Raw genomic sequence first — 21,970 nt, forward strand, 5'->3', positions numbered from 1 at the left:
TCAACGCTCCACCAGCGCGCGCCGCTGCGCGGCCAGCGCCTGTCCCGCAGCGACCGGATCGCGCGCCACCCGCTCGCCTGCGCGCAGCCCGGCCAGCACTTCCACCCGCTGCGCATCGCGCTGCCCGATCCGCAGCTGCCGCAGGCTGAGCCGGCCGTCGGCCAGCACATAGGCCGCGCTGAGTTCGCCCCGCTGCAACAGCGCCGACAGTGGAATGCGCAACGGCGCCGCCTCCGCGGCATCGCCGGCAGCCAGCGGAAAACCGACCTTGGCCGTGGTGCCGGGCGCCGGAGCCGGCTGCAGCGCCGGCAACGGTACCCGCACCGTCACGCTGTGGCTGCGCGGATCGGCGGTGGGGAACACCGTCACCTGCGGAATCTGCAGGATGCGCCCATCGTCCAGCCGCACCTGCGCGCGCGGCGCGGCACGGATGGCGTCGGCATCGGACTGCGGTACCTGCACCTCGATGCGCTGCGCGCCGGGCACGTACAGCGACAGCAAGGCCTGCCCGGCCGCCACCGCCTCGCCCGGCTGCACCTGGCGCGCGCTGATGACACCCGCGAACGGCGCGCGCACCACGGTGTAGTCGGCCGGCTGCTGCGCCTGCGCCAGTTGCGCGGCGGCGGCAGCGCGTGCGGCATTGGCCGCATCGCGGGTGGCGCGGGCCTGGTCCAGTTGCGCGCGCGACACGTATTGCGCCCCGGCCAGGGACGCATAGCGGCGATAGCTGGCCTCGGCCTCGTCGGCGCTGGCCGTCGCGGCACGCACTTGCGCCTGCGCACCGGCCACGCCGGCGCGCTGTTCCACTGCGCTGAGTTGCAGCAGCACCTGGCCGGCGGCGACCCGGTCGCCCACGTCCACCGCGACGCTGCGCACGCGCCCGCCGGTCTGCGCGCTCAGATCGGCGTACTCCACCGGAGCCACGACGCCGTCCCAGGAGCGCACCGCCAGCGCCGCGGGCTCCGCCGGCGCGGTCGCCAGCGCCGGCAACGGCGGCGGCGCGACCGTGGCGGCGTCATGCCGACAGCCTGCGAACGCCAGCACCGCCAGCGCCGCGAATGCGCCCGCCAGGGTCGCACGGCCGCTGCCGCGGGCCAGCGCAGCGGCAGGCGCAAGCGTCCTGCGCCGCCGTCCGGCACGCCAGACACCCCGGATCGGCCAACGAAGCACACGCATGCTCGAACTCCAGAAGAAAGGGCGCATCCGCGCCGTCGGTGGGTATTCCGCCGCGGCAGGCCGGGCGCGGCCGCCCGAGGCTGGCCGCGAGATAAATTAGAATTTTCTTATATTAGAGTCAACTGATATGATGGCCGCACTTTCCCGCCGAGCACCCCCAATGCCCGCCTCCTCCGCCCAAGCCCTGGTCGACCGCGCACGCGCGCAGATCCACGAAACCCCTGTCCACACCGATGCCGCCGCCACGCCACTGCCCGGCGAATGGATCATCGACGTGCGCGAACCCGGCGAGTTCGCCATGGGCCACCTGCCCAACGCGATCAACATCCCGCGCGGCATCCTCGAATTCCGCCTCGATGCCGATCCGGCACTGGCCCGACGCGACCAGCCGATCCTGCTGTACTGCGCCAGCGGCGGCCGCTCCACCCTGGCGGCGCTGAGCCTGCAGCACCTGGGCTACACCGCGGTGCGCTCGCTGACCGGCGGCTTCCTGGGCTGGACCGCGGCCGGTGGCCCGGTCGATTTCTGAGCCCATGCCGCGCCGCGCCGCAACCGCCCTGGACCCTGCCGCGATGCGCGCGCACGCCAGCGAGGCGGCGCGCCTGCTGAAGGCGCTCGGCAACGAGAAGCGGCTGCTGCTGCTGTGCCTGCTGGTGGACCGCGAGCAATCGGTCGGCGAGCTCAACGCGCGCGTGGAGCTGAGCCAGTCGGCGCTGTCGCAACACCTGGCGCTGCTGCGCGAGGATGGACTGGTGCAGACCCGCCGCGAGGGTCAGACCATCTATTATTCGCTGGTGCCCGGCCCGGTGCAGCGCATCCTCGAGGTGTTGCACGGCATCTACTGCAGCGCCGCGCCACCTGCCGCCACCCGGAGCGATCGATGAGCCAGCATCCGCACGTCCACGCCTTCCACCATGCTGGTTCCGGCACCTGGAGCTACGTGGTCGAGGATGGCCACGACGCCGCGGTGATCGACCCGGTGGTGGGCTACGACCCGCAGACCGGCGCACTGGACGACGCGCCGGCGCAGGCGCTTGCGTCGTGCCTGGACGCGCGCGGGCTGCACCTGCGCTGGATCCTCGAGACCCACGCCCACGCCGATCATGTCTCCGCCGCGCAATGGTTCAAGCGACGCTGGCCACAGGCGACGCTGGCGATCGGCGACGGCATCCGCGAGGTACGCGCCCGTTTCGCGCCGCAGTTCGGCCTGGACGCGGACGCGCAGGCGCGCTGCGGCTTCGATCACCTGTTCGCCGATGGCGAGCGTTTCGCGATCGGCAGTGTGCAGGCACAGGTGATCGCCGTGCCAGGCCACACCGGCGACAGCGTCGCCTACCTGATCGGCGATGCGCTGTTTCCGGGCGATTCGCTGTTCATGCCCGACAGCGGCACCGCGCGCTGCGACTTCCCCGGCGGCGACGCGGCCACGCTGTACCGGTCGATCCAGCGGCTATACGCGCTGCCGGAGGCGACGCGCGTGTTCGTGTGCCACGACTACGGCGCAGGCGGCCGCGCGGTGGCCTGCCAGACCAGCATCGGCGAACAACGCCGCAGCAACATCCATGTGCGCGATGGCATCGACGAAGCGGCCTTCGTGGCCCTGCGCCAGGCGCGCGATGCGACGCTGGCCGAGCCGCGGCTGATGCAGCCGTCGGTGCGCGCCAACATCCAGGCCGGCCGCACCGACGACCTGGCGCCGCCGCCGGCGTGAGCAGGCAGCGCGCCGCCGGCGCGCTAGGATGCTGATCTGCGACAGCGCTGCGCGACTGCGGTCGCGCGCGCCGCCGCGCACTGCCGCATCGCCTTCCCCGCCCCCGCTGGAGTGACCCATGACCCGACCGCTGCGCCGCCTGCTGTGCCTGTGCACCTTGATCGTCGCCACCGCGATCGCGCCGGTCTCGGCGCAGACGCCGCTGACCGTGTTTGCCGCCGCCAGCCTCAAGGAATCGCTGGACGAGGCCGCCAGCGCCTACCAGCGCGCCAGCGGCACCCCCGTACAGGTGTCCTACGCCGCCAGCTCCACGCTGGCCCGCCAGGTGGAACAAGGCGCGCCGGCGGACGTGTTCGTGTCCGCCGACCAGGAATGGATGGACTACCTGCAGCAGCGCAAGCTGATCGATCCGGCGATGCGCCGCGACCTGCTCGGCAACACCCTGGTGCTGGTGGCGCCGGCCGCCAGCACGGCGCAGGTCGACCTGCGCAAACACGGCGCGCTGCTCGCCGCGCTCGGCGCGCAGGGGCGCCTGGCGGTCGGCCAGACCGCCAGCGTGCCGGCCGGCAAGTACGCGCGCGCCGCACTGCAGGCGCTGGGTCAGTGGGACGCGGTGCAGCCGCGCCTGGCCGAAAGCGAGAGCGTGCGCAGCGCGCTGATGCTGGTGGCGCGCGGCGAGACACCGCTGGGCATCGTCTATGGGTCCGACGCCCAGGCCGAACCGAAGGTGCGGGTGGTGGCGACCTTCCCCGCCGACAGCCACGCGCCGATCGTGTATCCGGTGGCGCCGCTGCGGGCGAGTGCGCACGCCAAGGCCGCCGCCGAGTTCGTGCGCTGGCTGCGCACACCACCGGCACAGGCGATCTTCCGTCGCCATGGCTTCTCGCTCACCCGCTGAGGCCTGGCATTGTTCGACTTCACCGCGCAGGAACTGACCGCGATCGCGCTGAGCGTCAAGGTCGCGCTGGTCGCGGCGCTGGCCAGCCTGCCGTTCGCGGTGGCCTGCGGCTGGCTGCTGGCGCGGCGCCGCTTCTTCGGCAAATCGTTGCTGGACGCGCTGCTGCACCTGCCGCTGGTGATGCCGCCGATCGTCACCGGCTACGCGCTGCTGCAGCTGTTCGGCCTGCAGGGGCCGATCGGCGGCTGGCTGTTCGAGCATCTCGGCGTGCAGTTCGCGTTCCGCTGGACCGGCGCGGCGCTGGCCAGCGCGGTGATGGGCTTCCCGCTGATGGTGCGGGCGATCCGCCTGGCCCTGGAGTCCACCGACCGTCGCCTGGAAGCGGCGGCCGCCACGCTGGGCGCCGGCCCATGGCGGGTGTTCTTCACCATCACCCTGCCGCTGGCGTGGCCGGGCGTGGTCGCCGGCGGTGTGCTCGGCTTCGCCAAGGCGCTGGGCGAGTTCGGCGCCACCATCACCTTCGTTTCCAACATCCCCGGACAGACCCAGACGCTGGCCTCGGCGATCTACAGCCTGCTGCAGGTGCCCGGCGCCGAGGCCGGCATCTGGCGGCTGGCGGCGGTGGCGCTGGCGATCTCGCTGGGCGCCTTGCTGGCCTCCGAGTGGCTGGTCCGGCGCCAGCGCGGCGCGGAGGCGGATGCATGAGCCGCGCAAGCACTCGGAGCCTGCACCGATGCTGAGCATCGACCTGCACCTGCAGCGCGGCCGTTTCGCCCGCCACGTGCGCATCGAGGAACAGGCGCGCGTGGTCGCGCTGGTCGGTCCGTCCGGTGCGGGCAAGACCAGCCTGCTCAACGCCATCGCCGGCGTGCTGCCGCCGCGCAGCGGGCGCATCGCCATCGATGGCCGGGTGCTGTACGACAGCGCGGCCGGCATCGACCTGCCGGCGCATCGCCGCGGCATCGGCTACGTGTTCCAGGACGCGCGCCTGTTCCCGCACATGGACGTGCGCCGCAACCTCGGCTACGGCCGCCATGGCCGTGGCCAGCCGGCGCGCTTCGCACTGGACGCGGTGGTCGAGCTGCTCGGCATCGGCGCGCTGCTGGAGCGGCGCCCCGACACGCTCTCCGGCGGCGAAGCGCAGCGCGTGGCGATCGGCCGCGCGCTGCTGTCGCAGCCGTCGCTGCTGCTGTTCGACGAACCGCTGTCGGCGCTGGATGCGGACCGCCGCAGCGAACTGATCCCCTACCTGCAGCGGGTGCGCGACGAAGTGCGCCTGCCGATGCTCTACGTCAGCCACCAGGCCGAGGAAGTGGCGCGCATCGCCGATGCGGTGCATCGGCTGGACTGACGCCGACATCGCGTTCACCGGAGCCGGCGAGACTGAAGGCCCCACCACGGCAGACTGCGCATGCGCCGCTACCGCAAGCTCGACTTCCCCACCCAGGACGTGCGCCGCTTCCTCGAGCCGGGCCCGGTGGTGCTGGTCAGTTCGGCGTGGAAGCAGCAGCGCGACGTGATGACCCTGGGCTGGCACATGGTGCTGGAGTTCTCGCCCTCGCTGCTGGCCTGCTGCATTTCCAGCGCCAACCACAGCTTCGCGCTGATCCGGCGCAGCAAGCAATGCGTGATCAACCTGCCCACCGCCGACCTGGTCGACACCGTGGTCGGCATCGGCAATACCAGTGGTGCGGACCTGGACAAGTTCGCGCACTTCGGCCTCACCGCGGTGCCCGCCACGCACGTGGCGGCGCCGCTGATCGCCGAGTGCTACGCCAGCTTCGAATGCCGCCTGCACGACGGCAGCCAGATCGGCAAACACGGCCTGTTCGTATGGGAGGTGGTCAAGGCGCACGTCGCCGCCTCGCCCAAGCGGCCGCGCACCCTGCACTACCGGGGCGACGGCCGCTTCATGCTGTCGGGCGCGGAGATCTCGCGGCGGCGCCTGTTCAAGCCGGAGATGCTGTAGATCTAGGTGGCTGGCTGCAGAACGGGAAACGGCCGATGGCTTCGGTCGCAGGCCGGCGATCCACGCATGCGCGCCAGGCGGGCCAAAGCGGCAGCATCCGTGCATGGAAGGGCCGTACCCCTCTAAGCTATGCCGATGACCGATCACCTCGACGACCTCGACGCCGCTGCCGACCTGATCCTGCAGCGCATCGCCGGCCCGCTGCGCGTGGGCGCTCCGCTGGGCCTGGGCAAACCGCATCGCCTGCTCAATGCGCTGTACGAGCGCATCGAACACGATCCGACGCGGCCGCTGCAGATCTACACCGCGCTATCGCTCAATCCGCCGGCGCCCGGTGGCGGAATGCAGGGCCGTTTCGCGCGGCCGTTCGTGCAGCGCCATTTCGGCGAGGACTTCCCGCGCCTGCGCTATGTGCAGGCGATGCAGCGCGATGCGCTGCCGGCGCACATCCAGGTCGAGGAGTTCTACATGCAGTCCGGCGCGCTGCTGCGCTCGACCCAGGCCCAGCGCAGCTACACCAGCCTCAACTACACCCATGCCGCCGACGCGGTGGCGCAGCGCGCGCCGAACCTGATCGTGCAGAAGGTGGCGCGCGAACCCGACGGCACCCGGCTGTCGTTCTCGTGCAACAACGACATCACCCAGGACACCCTGGCGGCGGTGCAGCGGCGCGGGCTGACGCGGCCGCTGCTGGTGGCCGAAGTCGATCCGCAGTTGCCGTGGATCGGCGGCTGCGCGGCGGTGGAGCCGAGCTTCTTCGACGTGGTGGTGACGCCGCCGGGGCCGTATCCGCGCCTGTTCGGGCTGCCGCGGCAGCCGGTCGCCGATGCCGATTACGCCATCGGCCTGTACGCCAGCACCCTGGTGCGCGACGGCGGCACCCTGCAGATCGGCATCGGCACCCTGGCCGATGCGCTATGCCATGCGCTGGTGCTGCGGCATACCGACAACGCGCGCTACCGGCAGGTGCTGGCGGCGCTGGATCCGGAACTGGAGCGGCATCCGGCGGTGCGCGAATGCGGCGGCCTGGAGCCGTTCGCGGTCGGCCTGTTCGGCTGCAGCGAGATGCTCAACGAAGGCTTTCGGCAACTGGTCCAGTGCGGGGTGATCCGGCGCAAGGTGCTCGACGACGCGCCGCTGCTGCAGCGTGTGGCCGACGGCAGCGCCGATGCGCAGGACCTGCAGCGCCTGGAGCGCGAGGGCGAGTACCTGCAGGGCGCGTTCTACCTGGGTTCGCCGGAGTTCTACGCCTGGCTGCGCGACATGGACCCGCAGGCGCGCTCGGCGATCGGCATGCGCCGCATCAGCGAGATCAACCAGCTCTATGGCGGCGAGACGCTGCGCCGGGTGCAGCGGCGCGAAGCGCGTTTCTTCAACTCGTGCATGATGGCCACTGCGCTCGGCGCGGCGGTGTCCGATGCGCTGGACGACGGCCGCGTGGTCTCCGGCGTCGGCGGCCAGTACAACTTCGTGTCCATGGCGCACGCGCTGGACGACGCGCGCAGCGTGCTGATGTTCCGTGCCGTGCGCAGCGACGGCGACGCAGCGCAGTCCAACGTGCGCTGGAACTACGGCCACACCACCATTCCGCGGCACCTACGCGACCTCTACGTCAACGAGTACGGCATCGCCGACCTGCGCGGCCTGACCGACGAAGACTGCATCGCGGCGATGGTCGGGATCGCCGACGTGCAGGCCCAACCTGCGTTGCTGGAGACGGCGAAGACCAACGGCAAGCTGGCCACCGGCTTCGCCGCGCCGGCGCACTGGCAGCGCAACCACGCCGCGCGGGTGCGCGACGCACTGGCGCCGTTCCGCCGCGACGGCACCCTGCCCGATTACCCGCTGGGCAGCGATTTCACCGAGGTCGAGCAGCGCCTGCTGCGCGCCCTGGCCTGGCTGCAGCGACACACCGCCAGTACCGGCGCCAAACTCAAGACGGTAGCCAGCGCGGTGCTGGCGCGTCCCGCAGCGGATGCCGCCTGCATGCAACGCATGGGGCTGGACGCACCGCGCAATGTCGGCGAACGCCTGGAAGCGATGTTGCTGGCGTTCGCCCTGCATCGCACGCGCACGCCGCAGTGACTCACCGCCGCGACTGACGCGGCAACGCGCAGCGCGCGCCGATCACGACCGCGTGCGAGAAAGTGACCCCGGTCGCGCGCGAAGACGACGTGTCGCACGATCGCCGCACATCGATGGCGATGACACGATTCGGCAACACGCTGGCAGGAAACACGTCAACTCCGCTGGCGATGCTGTCGGGATATCGTTACCAAACGTGGCCGCGATGCCTTCTCACCGTTCTGCCCCGATGTCGTCGTCGCTCTCCCATCGCACCACGCTGCGCGTGCTGCTGGCGATGCTGGCGCTGCTGCCGTCGGCGCTGTTCGCCGACCCCAGACTCAACGACCTGCAGTACATCGGCAGCCACAACAGCTACCACGCCGGCTTCTCCCCCAGCGAAGCAGCACTATGGAAACGCCTGGACCCGGCGACGTTCGCGGTGCTGGATTACCGGCACCCGCCGCTGACGCAGCAACTGGACGACGGCGTGCGCCAGATCGAACTGGACATCTACGCCGACGCCAAGGGCGGGCGCTACGCGCACCCGGCGATGATCGACCAGCTCGCCAAGGCCGGGCTGCCGCCGGCACCGCCGATCGCCGCGCCGGGGGTGATGCAGCGACCGGGCTTCAAGGTCATGCACATCCAGGACCTCGACCAACGCAGCACCTGCCAACCGCTGCTGGCCTGCCTGCGCGAGGTGCGGGCGTGGTCGCAACAGCATCCTGGGCATCTGCCGATCTTCATCCTGCTGGAAACCAAGCAATCGACCGTGCCGGCGCCGTTTCCCACGGTGCAGCCGGAACCGTTCGACGGCAAGGCGTTGGATGCACTGGATGCCGAACTGCGCTCGGTGTTCGCCGCCAACGACTACATCAGCCCCGACCAGGTGCGCGGCACTGCGCCGACGCTCAATGCCGCCGTGCTCGCGCAGGGCTGGCCTGCACTCTCCGCGGCGCGCGGCAAGGTGGTGTTCCTGCTCGACCAGCGTTCGGTCGGCCCGGCCTACCTGGCCGGCCATCCGTCCTTGCGCGGCCGCGTGTGCTTCACCAACGCCGACCCCGGCACCGACGATGCCGCCTTCGTCGAGCGCAACGACGGCAGCGCCGGGGACATCGCGCGCTTGGTGAAGGCCGGCTACCTGGTGCGCACCCGCACCGATGCCGACCTGAAGGAAGCCAAGGGCAACGACACCGCGCGGCGCGACGCCATGTTCGCCAGCGGCGCGCAACTGCTCAGCACCGACTTCCCCGATCACGAACCGGCCGCCTCCGGCTACGTGGTGCGCTTTCCCGGCGACGCCGTCGCCCGCTGCAATCCGCAACGTCCGCACGCCGACTGCCAAGGCGTCGACCTGCGCCACTGATCGCCCGCGGCCGCGCCGGGTCGCGGCACCCCCTGGACGCACGCAATGGAAGGCCTTGGCGATCCGCGCGCCGGCATCGGCGCGCCTGGACCTCGGATCGCAACCGCTGTTTCCCCCAACGAGCCACCCCCATGCTCCCGTTCCATCGCCCCCGCCCCTTGTGCTGTGCCATCGCCCTCGCGCTTGCGCTCTCGCCGGCCGCCCACGCCAGCGACGCCAACGACGCCAACGACCCCGCTGACGCCAGCGCGCGCACCACCACCCTGGACTCGGTCAACGTGCAGGCCGCCCAAGCCACCGTGCCGGGTTCATTGGACGAACAGCGCCTGTCCAACGGCGTCAACAGCGTGATGAGCAAGCAGCAGATCGACGCGATTCCCTCCGCCGGCATCGCCGACGTGGTCGCGCACCTGCCCGGGCTGTCGGCCTACAGCGACATGCACCTGGGCCAGGCCACCACTGGCGAGAACGCCTACGTCAGCATCCGCGGCCTGGACGCCAGCTACAACAGCTACCGCCTCAACGGCTTCGGCATGCCCGAGACCGATTCGTCCACGCGTGCGATCTCGCTGAACATGCTGGCGCCGTTCGGCATCCAGTCGGTCAAGGTCTCCAAGTCGCCGACCCCGGACCTGCCGGGCGACGCGATCGGCGGCGCGATCGACATGCGCACGCCCAGCGCGTTCGACTTCGATGGCGACTTCTACGGCAAGACCACCGCGCAGGGCCAGTTCAACGCGCTCGCTTCCGACCTCGGCGGCAAGCACACCGGCGGCACGCTGCAACAGGAGCTGGCCTGGAAGTTCGGCGACGACCACGCGTTCGGCGTCTATGCCTCGGCCTACTACGGCAAGAACAACAACATGGCGCAGGCGCCGGCGCCCAACAGCGCGTACTTCCCGGCGGACCCGGCGCAGGCCAAGGCGGTGGACCTGCGCGATGTCGGCCCGCTGCTCAGCGCGCGCTACAAGTACAGCGTCTACACCAGCCAGATCGAGCGCTACGGCGGCAATCTCGCCTTCGACTGGCAGGGCGACCACACCTCCCTCTTCGCCCGTGCCATCTACGGCAGCTACAACGTCACCGGCCAGCAGGACCAGTCCAGCGCACGCCTGGAAACCGTCAACAATCAGCCGACCGCGGTGCGTGGCGGCTACTTCAACACCCACGACATCAAGGAAACCCTGGCCACGCTGCAGCTGGGCGGACAGACCACGCTGGATCGCCTGCGCTTCGACTACGGCGGCTCGTTCGGCCGCGGCACGCGCAGCCGCCCGGACTACGTCGCCGCGAGCCTGTACGGCTTCACCCCGGGCAGCTTCGCGTTCGACCTGAGCGATCCCACCTATCCCAGCATCGAACCCAGTTCGCCGGCCCTGAAGAACTTCTTCTACAGCCTGGATTCGGCGCTGTTCTGGAAAACCCAGGGCCACGATGCCGGCAGCCACGACAACCGCGCCAGCGCCCATGCCGACATCAGCTACCGCGTGGACGGCGACGTGCTCGACGAGGTCAAGACCGGCCTGTCGCTCGACCACGCCGACCGCGGTTCCTACGATCATCCGTTCTTCCACAAGGACGGCAACTTCGTCTACAACGGCCCCTACTTCGGCGGCAGCAACTACGTGTTCCCCAACGCCGGCGGCCCGCCGCTGAGCGCGCTGCCCGGCCGCCTCACCTACGCGGCGTTCGATGGCCACTACGCCGGCCCGTTCAAGATCCTCGACCGCGACTGGGTGCGCGCGCAGGCGGTGCCCTACAAGTACGTCAACGATCCCAATGGCGCGGGCATCTATACCGCCAACGACTACAACGCCAACACCACCTCCAGCACCGAGGCGATCTACGCCGGCTACGCGATGGCCACGCTGCATGTCGGCGCGGTGACCATCCTGCCCGGCGTACGCTACGAACTGACTCGTTATTCCGCCGACGCGTGGCAATCGAACGGCGACGGCATCAATGGCCGCTTCGTCGGCAGCGGCCGCAGCTACGGCGAGGTGTTGCCGGGCATCAGCCTCAACTATCGCCCGGACGAGCTGACCGTCTACCGCGCCTCGCTGCGGCGCAGCTTCAGCCGTCCGGCGTTCGGGCTGATCTCCGGCGAGACGGTGTACACCGTCGACCCCACCCAGAAGGTCATCGGCATCTCCAAACCCAATCCCGACCTGCAGCCGAGCAAGGCCGACAACGCGGACCTGTCCGCGGAGTTCTACGACCGCAATGGCGGCGTGCTCAGCGCTTCGACCTACTACAAGCGCATCACCGGCTTCATCTACACCTCGCAGTCGGCGACCAGCAACGACAACACGCTGGGTGGCCTGGTGCCGACCGGTACCACCTTCGAGGACGGCGTGCCGGTGACCATGCCGCAGAACGGCGGCACCGCGACGCTGTACGGCGTGGAACTGGCCGGCAGCAAGCGCCTGCAGGATTTGCCTGGGTTCTGGGGCAACTTCGGTATCGCCGCAAACCTGACCCTGCAGCACAGTTCCGCCGACAGCAAGCGCGCCGACCAGCCCGAAAAGACCTGGCTGCCGCGTGCGCCCGAGCGCATCTACAACCTGGACCTGTTCTACGACGACAGCCGCCTGCGTGCCGACCTGAGCTACAACTACACCGGCCTGCAATTGCTCGGCCTGACCAGCGACCGGCTCAACTACTACCTGCAGCCGGTCAAGTCGCTGGACTTCACCGCCACCTACCACCTGCCGCACGGCATCGACGTCGGCATCGCCGCCAAGAACCTGCTGAATTCGGCCACGTTTTACGAGACCCAGGGCAAGTCCACCCGCTACATGGCCTACGACCCCGGTGCCGACGGCGCCTACCTGGAAACCGGGCGCGTGTACATGCTGACGCTGAGCTACACCTACTGACGCCCCCTGTGCCTCCGGCGCGCCGCGTCGGAGGCCTTGCGACGCATCGCCCCCATCGACGCGCCACTGGCGCTAGGCGAACGCTGGGGGCAGTGATCGATCCTGCGCACCGTTCCAGCGTCATCCCGCCCCCCCGGGGCCTCTGCGCCATCGATCCACCCGCACGCCGCCGACACCGGGCGGCGCCCGCCACGCAAGGGTTTCCGCCCTTCAGGGGCGGGTACCGGCGGGGGATGTCATTCGCGTGTAAAATTGCGGGTTTTTGACCCCTCACATGGCGAAAGCCCTTCCGCGGGCGCCCGTCCCGGGCCCGGCCTTCATTCGCCTGCTGGCGCGCCTGAGCGATGCGCCGATGCCCGCGTCCAGCCCCGCGCTGGCCGACCGGCTCGGCCAATGGATCGACTGGAACCGCGCAGTGGCGGTGTCGCGGGCGCTGGACGGCAAACTGCCCGAGCCTGCCGAGGACGCCCCCGAGGCGCCGGAACCGTCGGCGCTGGAGGCCGAATGCGGCCGCGTGCGCGCCGCGCTGGAAGAGAGCATCGCCCTGGACATCGCCAAGGAAACCGGCAAGCCCGTGGGCAAGCGCCAGCACGATCCCGACGCACCGATCGACTACGCGCCATTCCGCCAGCGCTACCTGGCGCTGCAGCGCGCGATGCTCACCGCCACCGGGCGCCTGCGCGGCCTGCTGCGCGATGCGCTGGTCCCGCTCTCGCCGGAGATGGCGCGGCTGGCCGAGGTCGATGCGGTGATGGAACTGACCCTCAGCCCACGCGAGCAGACCCTGCTGGCGACGGTGCCGAACCTGCTGGAATTGCATTTCCAGCGCCTGCGCGCCGCCGCTGCGCCCGCCCCCGATCCTTCCCTCACCGACGTTCCGCCGGCGCCTGCCGACACGGCCTGGCTGGACCTGTTCCGCCAGGACCTGCACAGCGTGTTGCGCGCCGAACTGGACGTCCGCTTCCATCCCATCGAAGCGCTGCTCGCCGCGCTTCGCAGCCGTTGATTCGACCCTCATGCCCAAGACCCTGCTCCATTCCGTCCTGTTCCTTGCCGGCCTCGCCGTGGTTTGCTGGATCGGCGTCGGCTATCTCGGCTCCAACCCGCTGGGCGCCAGCTTCGCCGCGCTGATCGGCCTGTGCTACCTGGCCGGCATCGCCGAGTTGTACCGCTACCGTCAGGCCACAGCGACGTTGCAGACCGCGCTGAGCGAGGCCGAGTCCGCGCGCGACGACCTGGGCGGCTGGCTGCAACGGCTGCATCCGAGCCTGCGCAACGCGGTGCGCCTGCGCATCGAAGGCGAGCGCGCGGCCCTGCCGGTGCCGGCGCTGACCCCGTACCTGGTCGGCCTGCTGGTGCTGCTGGGCATGCTCGGCACCTTCCTGGGCATGATGGCGACGCTGCGCGGCACCGGCCTGGCGCTGGACAGCGCCACCGATCTGAATGCCATCCGCGCCTCGCTGGCGGCGCCGCTGAAGGGCCTGGGCTTCGCCTTCGGCACCTCCATCGCCGGCGTGGCCGCCTCGGCGATGCTCGGCCTGCTCGCCGCGCTGTGCCGGCGCGAGCGCCTGCAGGCGGTGCAGCACCTGGATCTGCATGCGGCCACCGCGCTGCGCACGCATTCGCTGGCCTACCAGCGCAACGAGGCGTTCAAGCTGCTGCAGGCGCAGGCCACGCTGATGCCCGGCCTGATCGAGCGCATGCAGACGATGATGGCGGCGTTGGAACAGCACAGCGCGGTCAGCGGCGAACGCCTGGCCAGCAGCCAGGACGCCTTCCACAGCCGCACCGAGGCCGCCTACACGCGCCTGGCCGGCGCGGTCGAACACGCCCTGCAGGCCGGCGTGGCCGCGCATGCGCGTGCGTTCGGCGATGCGCTGGAGCCGGTGGTGCAACGCACCCTCGACGGCGTGGCACGCGAAACCGCCGCGCTGCAGGACAGCGTCGGCCAGGCGGTGCAGCGGCAACTGGACGGCCTGGCCAAAGGCTTCGCCCAGGCCGCCGAACAGGCCACGCAGCGCTGGGACAGCGCGCTGGCCGAGCAGCAACGCGTCAACGGCGCGCTGCTGCAGGAACTCGGCAGCGCGTTGCAACGCGCCGGCGACGGCCTGGAGCAACGTGCCACCACGCTGGTGGAGGCGACCGCGGCACGCCTGCAGGGCGCCAGCGACGGCGCCAGGCAGGCCTGGAACGAAGCCCTGACGCAACAACGCGAGGTCAATGACAGCCTCGCCGCGCGCCATGCGCAGGCACTGGACACGGTGACGAGCCGGCTGGATGCCACCGCCGAAGCCGCACAGCAAGCCTGGAGCGCAGCGCTGGCGCAGCAGCGCGAGGTCAACGACGCGCTCGCCGCGCGTCATGCGCAGGCACTGGACACCGTGGCGACGCGCCTGGACGCCACTGCCGAAGCCGCACAACAAGCCTGGGGCGCGGCGCTGACGCAGCAGCGCGAGGTCAACGACACGCTCGCCACGCGCCATGCGCAGGCGCTGGAGACGGTGGTCACCCGCCTGGATGCCACCGTCGAGGCCGCGCAACAGGCCTGGAGCGCGGCGCTGGCGCAGCAGCGCGAGATCAGCGCGACGTTGGCCACGCACAACGCGCAGGCACTGGACGCTGCCGCTGCCAGCCTGGAGCAACGCGCCGCCGCGCTGGCCGAGACGCTGCGGCAGGCGCACGCCGACCTGCAGGAGGCGCTGGCAGCGCGCGACCAGGCGCGCCTGCGTGCCTGGACCGACAGCTTCGCCAGCATGGCCGCGACCCTCGGCGGGCAGTGGGAACAGCATGGCGAGCGCATCGCGCAGCGCCAGCAGGAGATCTGCAGCACCCTGCAGGAAACCGCGGCGGCGATGTCCGAACAGAGCCAGGCGCAGGCGCGCGACACCATTGCCGAGATCGAGCGGCTGGTGCAGGTCGCCTCGGAAGCGCCGAAGGCCGCGGCCGACGTGGTCGCGGAACTGCGCCAGAAACTCTCCGACAGCATGGTCCGCGACACCGCCATGCTCGACGAGCGCAACCGTCTGCTGGCCACGCTGCAGACCCTGCTGGAGGCGGTCAACCACGCGTCCACCGAACAGCGCAGCGCGGTGGACGCGTTGGTGGCGACCTCGGCCGACCTGCTGGAGCGCGTCGGCAGCCGCTTCACCGACCGGATCGAGGCCGAGACCGGCAAGCTCGGCGACGCCGCCGCGCAGGTCGTCGCCGGCGCCACCGAAGTGGCCAGCCTGGGCGATGCGTTCTCCGGCGCGGTACAGGCCTTCGGCGAATCGAACATGGCCTTGCTGGAACGCCTGCAGGGCATCGAGCAGGCCCTGGACAAGTCGCTGGCGCGCAGCGACGAGCAACTGGCCTACTACGTGGCGCAGGCGCGTGAGGTGATCGACCTGAGCATGCTCTCGCAGCAGCAGATCACCGAGGAATTGCGCCAGCTCGCCGCGCGCCAGGCGCCCGACCAGGCCGACGCAGCATGAGCGACGAACTGGAACTGGACGCCGACAACGGCGCCCCGGTCTGGGCGGTGTTCGGCGACCTGATGTCGGTACTGCTCGGCGCCTTCGTGCTGATCCTGATCGGCGTGATCGGCGTGCAACTGCAGCTGTCGAACAAGCTGGAGGCGGAGATGCGCCAGCGCCAGCTCGAAGCGCAGCAGCGCAAGACCCTGGAACAGGCGCTGGCGGCACCGCTGGCAGCCGGCCGGGTGACCTTGGTCGACGGCCGCATCGGCATCCGCGGCAACGTGCTGTTCGCACTGAACTCCGATCAGTTGCAGCCGGAGGGCCGCGACCTGCTGAAGAGCCTGGCCGCGCCGCTGGCCGGCTACCTCAAGGCGCGCGACGAGATCCTGATGGTCAGCGGCTTCACCGATGATCGCCAGGTGCGCGAGAGCAATCGCCAGTTCGCCGACAACTGGGAACTGTCGGCCGAACGCGCGTTGACCGTGACCCGTGCCCTGATCGAGGCAGGCGTCCCCGCCGATGCGGTCTTCGCCGCCGCCTTCGGCGCGCAGCAGCCAGTGGCGCCGAACGTGGACGAGGCCGGACGCGCCAGCAACCGCCGCGTGGAAATGGCACCGCTGCCGCGCATGCGCAAGCGTGCCGCGACACCGCATGCACCCTGATCGGATCCCGGCTGCCGACCGCCTCGCCGCCTTGCGTGCACAGCATGCCGAGCGGCTCGACCCGCTGCGCTTCCGTTTCCTCGAAGCGCTGGCGCGCCGCACCGAGGCGCAGCAGGGCAAGGCGCGGGAACTGCTGGAGCAGAAGCTGTCCGCGTTGCTCGACGCTTACGCCGCGACATGGGCCATGGCGCCGCAGAATGCCGCTGATGCCGCGATGCGAGCGCATCACCCAGGCCCGCTCGGCGCCTTGCTGGCGCAGTACCGGCCTGCGACTGCGGCGGCCACTGCCTGCAGCGGCCAGGACACCGACGTCGGCGCCCATGAGGATGCCGACACCGAGACGTCCAAGGCGACCGACGCAATCGACGCAGACGCCGCTGCGCCGTCGCACGCGCCGGCAGCAAGCGCCGCAGCGCGCCTCGCCGCACCACAGTTGCCCGCGGTCGAAGACGCACGCCGGCTGTGGACAGAATTGCGCAGCCGCAGCCAATTGCGGCAGTCGCTGCAACCGGCTCCCGCCGACGCCGGCCCGCTCAACTCCGGCGTGCTGGTGCATCGCGCATTGGCGTTGATGCGCACTCTTTCGCCCGGCTACCTGCAGCACTTCCTGTCCTACGTCGACGCACTGTCCTGGTTGCAGCAACTGCAGGAGACTGGCGCACTGGCGACGCCGCAGAAATCCGGCAGCGCTGCCGGCAAGCCTTCGACGCCGCGCAGCAAGCCGCGCAAGCGCGGTTGACCGCATCGCCGACGCGCATTGCGCCGATTGCGTGGTCGTAGGAGCGGCTCTTGTCCCTTTTAGGGGATCAGCCGCGACGGGCGTTACATAGAACTGCGGTCGCGGCTGAAGCCGCTTGTGTCAAATAAGGGTCTATCGTTGTAGGTGAGAGCGGAGTGCGGCAGGCCGTTTAGCCGCAGTGCCAGCAAGCACGAGTAGGAGTCAGCGCCGCCGCACTCCGGTTCTCCTGCCTGACAAGCCCGAACAGTTGCCCGAGTGACGAGCTCGAACTCCACAAGCATGGGCATCGGCAGGAGCGCTCTCGTCCATGAGTCTACTGCGGAGAACGTCTATGCGACGCCATGTCGGGATCGATGTATCCAAGGCCGAACTGGTCATTCATGCCCTGCCGGACGAGCAGGCCTGGACCCAGCCCAATACGCCACAGGGGCAGCGTGCGCTGGCCCAACGTCTGGCTGGGATGGACTGCGAGCGGATCGTGCTGGAAGCCAGCGGTGGGTACGAACGTGCCGTGCTGCAAGTGTTGCGGCAGGCCGATCTGCCCGTGGTGCGGATGCCCGCCGATCGTCCGCGCAAGCTCGCCCAGGCCTTGGGCCTGCATGCCAAGACCGATGCCCTGGACGCGCGCCTGCTGGCCATCGCCGCCCAGCACATCCCGACCACCCCCACGCCCGTGGTGCCCGGGCACCAGCAGTCTCTTCGCGAACTGCTGGACCTGCGTGCCACGCTGGTGGGCCAGCGCGATGCCCATCGGCGGCGCTTGGAACACATTACCAGCGCCAAGGCGCAACACCGCTGCCGAGAGGTGATCGCCCTGCTGAACCAGCAGATCCAGACGTTGATGCAGGAGATCGAGCAGCAGGGCAAGACCTGCTCGAGCCTACCCAAGGTGCCTGGGCTCGGCACGATCCTGCGCGCGGTTCTGGCCGCGCGGCTGCCAGAGCTGGGCACGCTGCCGCCACGCAAGCTCGCTGCCCTGATCGGGCTGGCCCCGTTCAATCACGACAGCGGTTGCTGGAAAGGCCAGCGCCGCATCAAAGGCGGACGTGCCGACGTGCGGCGCGTGCTGTACATGGCCACCTGGGCCAGCATCCGCGCCAAATCCCCCTTGGCCAACACCTACGCACGTCTGCGCGCAGCGGGCAAGCCGGCCAAGGTCGCCATCGTCGCCTGCATGCACAAGTTCTTGCGCTGGCTCAATGCCATCGCGCGCGATCAGGCCCCGTACGCTCCTCCTGTCATCGCAGGTGCATGACAGTTGACTCCTACAAGATCCAGTTTCTCTCCATGCGATACATTCGCACAGGCAAGAAAAAGGCCGGCATGCGCCGGCCTTTTTCGTCACCACCGTGGCTCTCGGCTTACAGCGCCTTTGCCGCCGCCACCACGTGCTCGGCGGTGATCTGGAAGTGCTTGTACAGCACGTTCGCCGGCGCCGAGGCGCCGAAGCTGTCGATGCCGACCACGGCGCCGTCCAGGCCCACGTAGGCCCGCCAGAACGCGGTGACGCCCGCTTCCACCGCCACGCGCTTGCGCACCGCCGCCGGCAGCACCGACTCGCGGTAGGCGGCGTCCTGGCGATCGAACACGTCGGTGCACGGCATCGACACCACGCGGGTCTTCAGGCCCGCGGCATCCAGCGCCTGCTTGGCTTCCACCGCCAGGCCCACTTCCGAGCCGGTGCCGATCAGGATCACGTCGGGCGTGCCGCCTTCGGCATCGGCCAGCACGTAACCGCCGCGCTCGATCAGCTTGATCTGCTCGGCGCTGCGCGGCTGGTGCGGCAGGTTCTGGCGGCTGAACACCAGGCAGCTCGGGCCGTCCTTGCGGGTGATCGCGGCCTTCCAGCTCACCGCCGACTCCACCGCGTCGCAGGGGCGCCACACGTCGTTGTTGGGGATGTAGCGCAGCGACGCCAGATGCTCCACCGGCTGGTGAGTCGGGCCGTCCTCGCCCAGGCCGATCGAGTCGTGGGTATAGACGTGGATCGCATGCGCCGGGATCAGCGCGCTCATGCGCACGCCGTTGCGCGCGTAGTCGCTGAACACCAGGAAGGTGGCGTCGAACGGAATGAAACCGCCGTGCAGCGCCAGGCCGTTGGCGATGGCGGTCATGCCGAACTCGCGCACGCCGTAGTACACGTAGTTGGCGTTCGGGTCGTCGCTGGCCACCGACTTGCTGGCCTTCCACAGGGTCAGGTTGGAATGCGCCAGGTCGGCCGAACCTCCGACCAGTTCCGGCAGCAGCGGCGCGAACGCCTCGATCGCCATCTGCGAGGCCTTGCGCGAGGCGATGGTCTGGCCTTCGGCGGCCTGCTTGGCGATATAGGCGTCGGCCTGGGCGAGGAAGTCCTCCGGCAGCTCGCCGTGCGAGCGGCGGGTCAGTTCCGCGGCTTCGGCCGGGTACTGCTTGGCGTACTTGTCGAAGGCCTGCTCCCACTCGGCCTGGCGCAGCGTGCCGGCACCACCGGCGCGCCAGCCGTCGTAGATCGCCTGCGGGATCTCGAACGGCGCATACGGCCAGTTCAGCGCCTTGCGCGCGCCCTCCAGCTCTTCCTTGCCCAGCGCGGCGCCGTGCGAGGATTCCTTGCCGGCCTTGGTCGGCGCACCGAAGCCGATGGTGGTGCGGCAGCAGATCAGGGTCGGCTTCTCGCTCTCGGCGATCGCCGCCTCGATCGCGGCCTTGACCGCATCGGCATCCTGGCCGTCGACATCGCGGATCACGTGCCAGTGATAGGCCTCGAACCGGGCCGGGGTGTTGTCGCTGAACCAGCCGGCGGTATTGCCGTCGATGGAGATATGGTTGTTGTCCCAGAACGCCACCAGCTTGCCCAGGCCCCAGGTGCCGGCCAGCGAGGCGGCTTCGTGGGACACGCCCTCCATCATGCAGCCGTCGCCCATGAACACCCAGGTGCGGTGGTCGACGATCTGGTGCTCGGGGCGGTTGTAGCGCTGCGCCAGCAGCTTCTCGGCCAGCGCGAAACCGACCGCGTTGGCAAAGCCCTGGCCCAGCGGACCGGTGGTGGTCTCCACCCCGGGGGTCTCGCTGCGCTCGGGGTGGCCGGCGGTCTTGCTGTGCAGTTGGCGGAAGCGCTTGAGCTCCTCGATCGGCAGGTCGTAGCCGGACAGGTGCAGCAGCGCGTACTGCAGCATCGAGCCGTGGCCGTTGGACAGCACGAAGCGGTCGCGGTTGAACCAGTGCGGATTGTTCGGGTTGTGGCTGAGGAAATCGTTCCACAGCACTTCGGCGATGTCGGCCATGCCCATCGGCATGCCGGGATGGCCGGAATTGGCGGCCTCGACCGCATCGGCGGCAAGGAAACGGATCGCGTTGGCGAGTTCGCGGCGGGTAGGCGTCGTCATGAGGGATCTGTCGGAAGCGGGCGCGTGGCGTCGGGCCCACTATTGTCCCACAGGCGGGGATTGGGGATTGGGGATTGGGGATTGGTAGCGTCACCGGCTGGACGCCCGAGATGACGTAGGAGCGGCTTCAGCCGCGACAGGCGTTCACCGGGAGGCCCATCGCGGCTGAGGCCGCTCTCACGCGCCGCCGGTCAGGCGGCGACGCTGCCGCCTTTACCAATCCCCAATCCCGACTCCCTAATCCCGGCCATCCTCGCCCTTGGCCACCATCGTGGTCAGGGCCAAGTCGCCGGTCACGTTCAGCGCGGTGCGGCACATGTCCAGGAAATGGTTGACGCCCAGGATCATGCCGATGCCGACCGGGTCCACCCCGACCATCGCGCAGATCAGCGCCACCACCGGCAGCGAGCCGGACGGCACGCCCGCGGTGCCGATGCCGCCGAGGATGCACACCAGCATCACCATGCACTGCTGCGCGATGCTCAGCTCCACGCCGAAGAACTGGGCCAGGAAGATCACCGTCACGCCCTCGAACAGCGCAGTGCCGTTCTGGTTGGCGGTGGCGCCGACGGTGAGCACGAACCGCGACACCTTGTGCGGCAGCCCCATTTGGTCGGCCACGCGCAGCGCGGTCGGCAGGGTGGCGTTGCTGGACGCGGTGGAAAACGCCATCACCGTCGCCTCGCGAGTGGCGCGGAAGAACCACAGCGGCGAGCGCCCGGCCAGGCGCACCGCCACGCCGTAACTCACCACCATGTGCAGGCCCAGCGCCAGCACCACCACGCCCACGTAGGCGCCCAGCCGCACCAGCAGCTCGAAGCCGAACAGCGCCGCCAGGTTGAACATGAAGCAGGCCACTGCATACGGCGCCAGGCGGATCACCAACCCGATCAGGGTCATCGAGATCTCGAACACGCCCTCGATGCCGCGGCGCAGCGTCGCCACCTTGGCGTCTTCGCTGAGCACCATGCCCACGCCGAACATCACCGCGAAGAACATCAGCGACAGGATCGCGCCATTGCTGGAGGCGGCTGCGACCACGTTGTCGGGCACGATCGACAGCAGCATGTCCATGCCGTGCGGCTGGTGCTTGCTCTGGTCGACGATCTGCGCGGTGCGCTCCACGTTCTGCTGCAGCAACTGCTGCGCCAGTTCGCGATCCACGCCGATGCCGGGCTTGAGCACGTTGACCAGCACCAGGCCCAGCAGCACCGCCACACCCGACAGCACCACCGTGTAGCCCAGCGTCTTCCAGCCGATGCGCCCGAGCGCGCGGATGTCGCCCATCTCCGAAATGCCCATCACCAGCGCCGAGAACAGCAGCGGCACGATCAGCATGAAGATCAGGCTGAGGAACAGCTTGGAGAACGGCGTGGTGAGGTACTTGGTCAGCGCCTGCACCCAGGCCGCATCGCCGCCCACGCTCATGTGCACCGCCAGGCCCAGCACCAGCCCGAGGACGAAGCCGATCGCCATTTTCCAGTGCAACGGCATGCCGGTTTCGGCCTTCACGGGGGTGTCGGTCATGAGTGCGCCTTGCGAGGAGAAGCACTCAGCTTAACAAACCATGAGCAGACATCGACCAACACATGCTGACATAGGCTGCGCTGCGAGCGCCTCGGCTGGCCAAGGGGCGCCGACAACGTGATGTCAGGTCGCAGGCTTGCCGAGGCTGGCGAGCCG

General features: G+C 69.9%; 18 protein-coding genes. 15 read left to right on the plus strand and 3 right to left on the minus strand.

The window, feature by feature from the left end; all coding sequences use genetic code 11:
• A complete protein-coding gene (locus tag AC1PLR_RS15760) occupies positions 1–1,176 on the minus strand; it encodes an efflux RND transporter periplasmic adaptor subunit (RefSeq protein WP_481101597.1) in 1,176 nt (391 codons plus the stop codon).
• Positions 1,177–1,336: 160 nt separating this feature from the next.
• Here AC1PLR_RS15760 and AC1PLR_RS15765 point away from each other — a divergent pair, with 160 nt between their 5' ends.
• The 15 genes from AC1PLR_RS15765 (at position 1,337) to AC1PLR_RS15835 (ending at position 18,180) form a co-directional block, all read left to right on the plus strand.
• Positions 1,337–1,705, plus strand: coding sequence for a rhodanese-like domain-containing protein (locus AC1PLR_RS15765; RefSeq protein ID WP_019800082.1), 369 nt, complete (start codon positions 1,337–1,339; stop codon positions 1,703–1,705).
• A 4-nt stretch (positions 1,706–1,709) separates the two neighbouring features.
• Complete coding sequence (locus tag AC1PLR_RS15770; RefSeq protein ID WP_481101598.1) at positions 1,710–2,060, plus strand: ArsR/SmtB family transcription factor; 351 nt, start codon at positions 1,710–1,712, stop codon at positions 2,058–2,060.
• On the plus strand, positions 2,057–2,887 hold the full coding sequence (locus AC1PLR_RS15775) for an MBL fold metallo-hydrolase (RefSeq protein WP_481101599.1): 831 nt from the start codon (positions 2,057–2,059) through the stop codon (positions 2,885–2,887). Before AC1PLR_RS15770 ends, AC1PLR_RS15775 begins: the two co-directional genes overlap by 4 nt.
• Positions 2,888–3,005: 118 nt before the next feature.
• Positions 3,006–3,785 (plus strand): molybdate ABC transporter substrate-binding protein, encoded by a 780-nt coding sequence (gene modA / locus AC1PLR_RS15780; RefSeq protein ID WP_481101600.1) that lies wholly within the window; start codon positions 3,006–3,008, stop codon positions 3,783–3,785.
• Positions 3,786–3,794: 9 nt separating this feature from the next.
• Positions 3,795–4,490, plus strand: a complete 696-nt coding sequence (modB, locus tag AC1PLR_RS15785; RefSeq protein ID WP_267105593.1) for a molybdate ABC transporter permease subunit — start codon at positions 3,795–3,797, stop codon at positions 4,488–4,490.
• A gap of 28 nt (positions 4,491–4,518) precedes the next feature.
• Entirely contained in the window at positions 4,519–5,136 is a 618-nt protein-coding gene (locus tag AC1PLR_RS15790) for a molybdenum ABC transporter ATP-binding protein (RefSeq protein ID WP_152236143.1), read from the plus strand.
• Positions 5,137–5,196: 60 nt separating this feature from the next.
• Positions 5,197–5,754 carry a flavin reductase family protein gene (locus tag AC1PLR_RS15795; RefSeq protein WP_481101601.1) on the plus strand — a complete coding sequence of 186 codons (558 nt, stop codon included), beginning with the start codon at positions 5,197–5,199 and terminating at the stop codon, positions 5,752–5,754.
• A gap of 129 nt (positions 5,755–5,883) precedes the next feature.
• The gene (locus AC1PLR_RS15800) at positions 5,884–7,839 is read left to right on the plus strand and encodes an acetyl-CoA hydrolase/transferase C-terminal domain-containing protein (RefSeq protein WP_481101602.1); all 1,956 of its coding nucleotides are present in this window, start codon (positions 5,884–5,886) and stop codon (positions 7,837–7,839) included.
• A 229-nt stretch (positions 7,840–8,068) separates the two neighbouring features.
• Complete coding sequence (locus tag AC1PLR_RS15805; RefSeq protein WP_481101603.1) at positions 8,069–9,187, plus strand: phosphatidylinositol-specific phospholipase C1-like protein; 1,119 nt, start codon at positions 8,069–8,071, stop codon at positions 9,185–9,187.
• A gap of 131 nt (positions 9,188–9,318) precedes the next feature.
• Entirely contained in the window at positions 9,319–12,066 is a 2,748-nt protein-coding gene (locus AC1PLR_RS15810) for a TonB-dependent receptor (RefSeq protein ID WP_481101604.1), read from the plus strand.
• Between the two features lie 274 nt (positions 12,067–12,340).
• Positions 12,341–13,072: a DUF3348 domain-containing protein gene (locus AC1PLR_RS15815; RefSeq protein ID WP_481101605.1), complete on the plus strand. Its 732-nt coding sequence runs from the start codon at positions 12,341–12,343 to the stop codon at positions 13,070–13,072.
• Positions 13,073–13,082: 10 nt separating this feature from the next.
• Positions 13,083–15,539, plus strand: a complete 2,457-nt coding sequence (locus AC1PLR_RS15820; RefSeq protein WP_481101606.1) for a DUF802 domain-containing protein — start codon at positions 13,083–13,085, stop codon at positions 15,537–15,539.
• Positions 15,536–16,186, plus strand: coding sequence for an OmpA family protein (locus tag AC1PLR_RS15825; protein ID WP_481101607.1), 651 nt, complete (start codon positions 15,536–15,538; stop codon positions 16,184–16,186). The genes AC1PLR_RS15820 and AC1PLR_RS15825 overlap by 4 nt, the downstream gene beginning before the upstream one ends.
• Positions 16,176–16,925 (plus strand): DUF2894 domain-containing protein, encoded by a 750-nt coding sequence (locus AC1PLR_RS15830; RefSeq protein WP_481101608.1) that lies wholly within the window; start codon positions 16,176–16,178, stop codon positions 16,923–16,925. The genes AC1PLR_RS15825 and AC1PLR_RS15830 overlap by 11 nt, the downstream gene beginning before the upstream one ends.
• 331 nt (positions 16,926–17,256) lie before the next feature.
• Positions 17,257–18,180, plus strand: a complete 924-nt coding sequence (locus AC1PLR_RS15835) for an IS110 family transposase (protein ID WP_481101609.1) — start codon at positions 17,257–17,259, stop codon at positions 18,178–18,180.
• Positions 18,181–18,286: 106 nt separating this feature from the next.
• Here AC1PLR_RS15835 and tkt read toward each other — a convergent pair whose 3' ends face one another.
• Positions 18,287–20,287: a transketolase gene (gene tkt / locus AC1PLR_RS15840; RefSeq protein WP_481101610.1), complete on the minus strand. Its 2,001-nt coding sequence runs from the start codon at positions 20,285–20,287 to the stop codon at positions 18,287–18,289.
• 237 nt (positions 20,288–20,524) lie between these two features.
• Positions 20,525–21,814, minus strand: coding sequence for a dicarboxylate/amino acid:cation symporter (locus tag AC1PLR_RS15845; protein WP_481101611.1), 1,290 nt, complete (start codon positions 21,812–21,814; stop codon positions 20,525–20,527).
• Positions 21,815–21,970 lie beyond the last annotated feature (156 nt).

The sequence above is a fragment of the Xanthomonas sp. NCPPB 3570 genome (assembly GCF_056725115.1).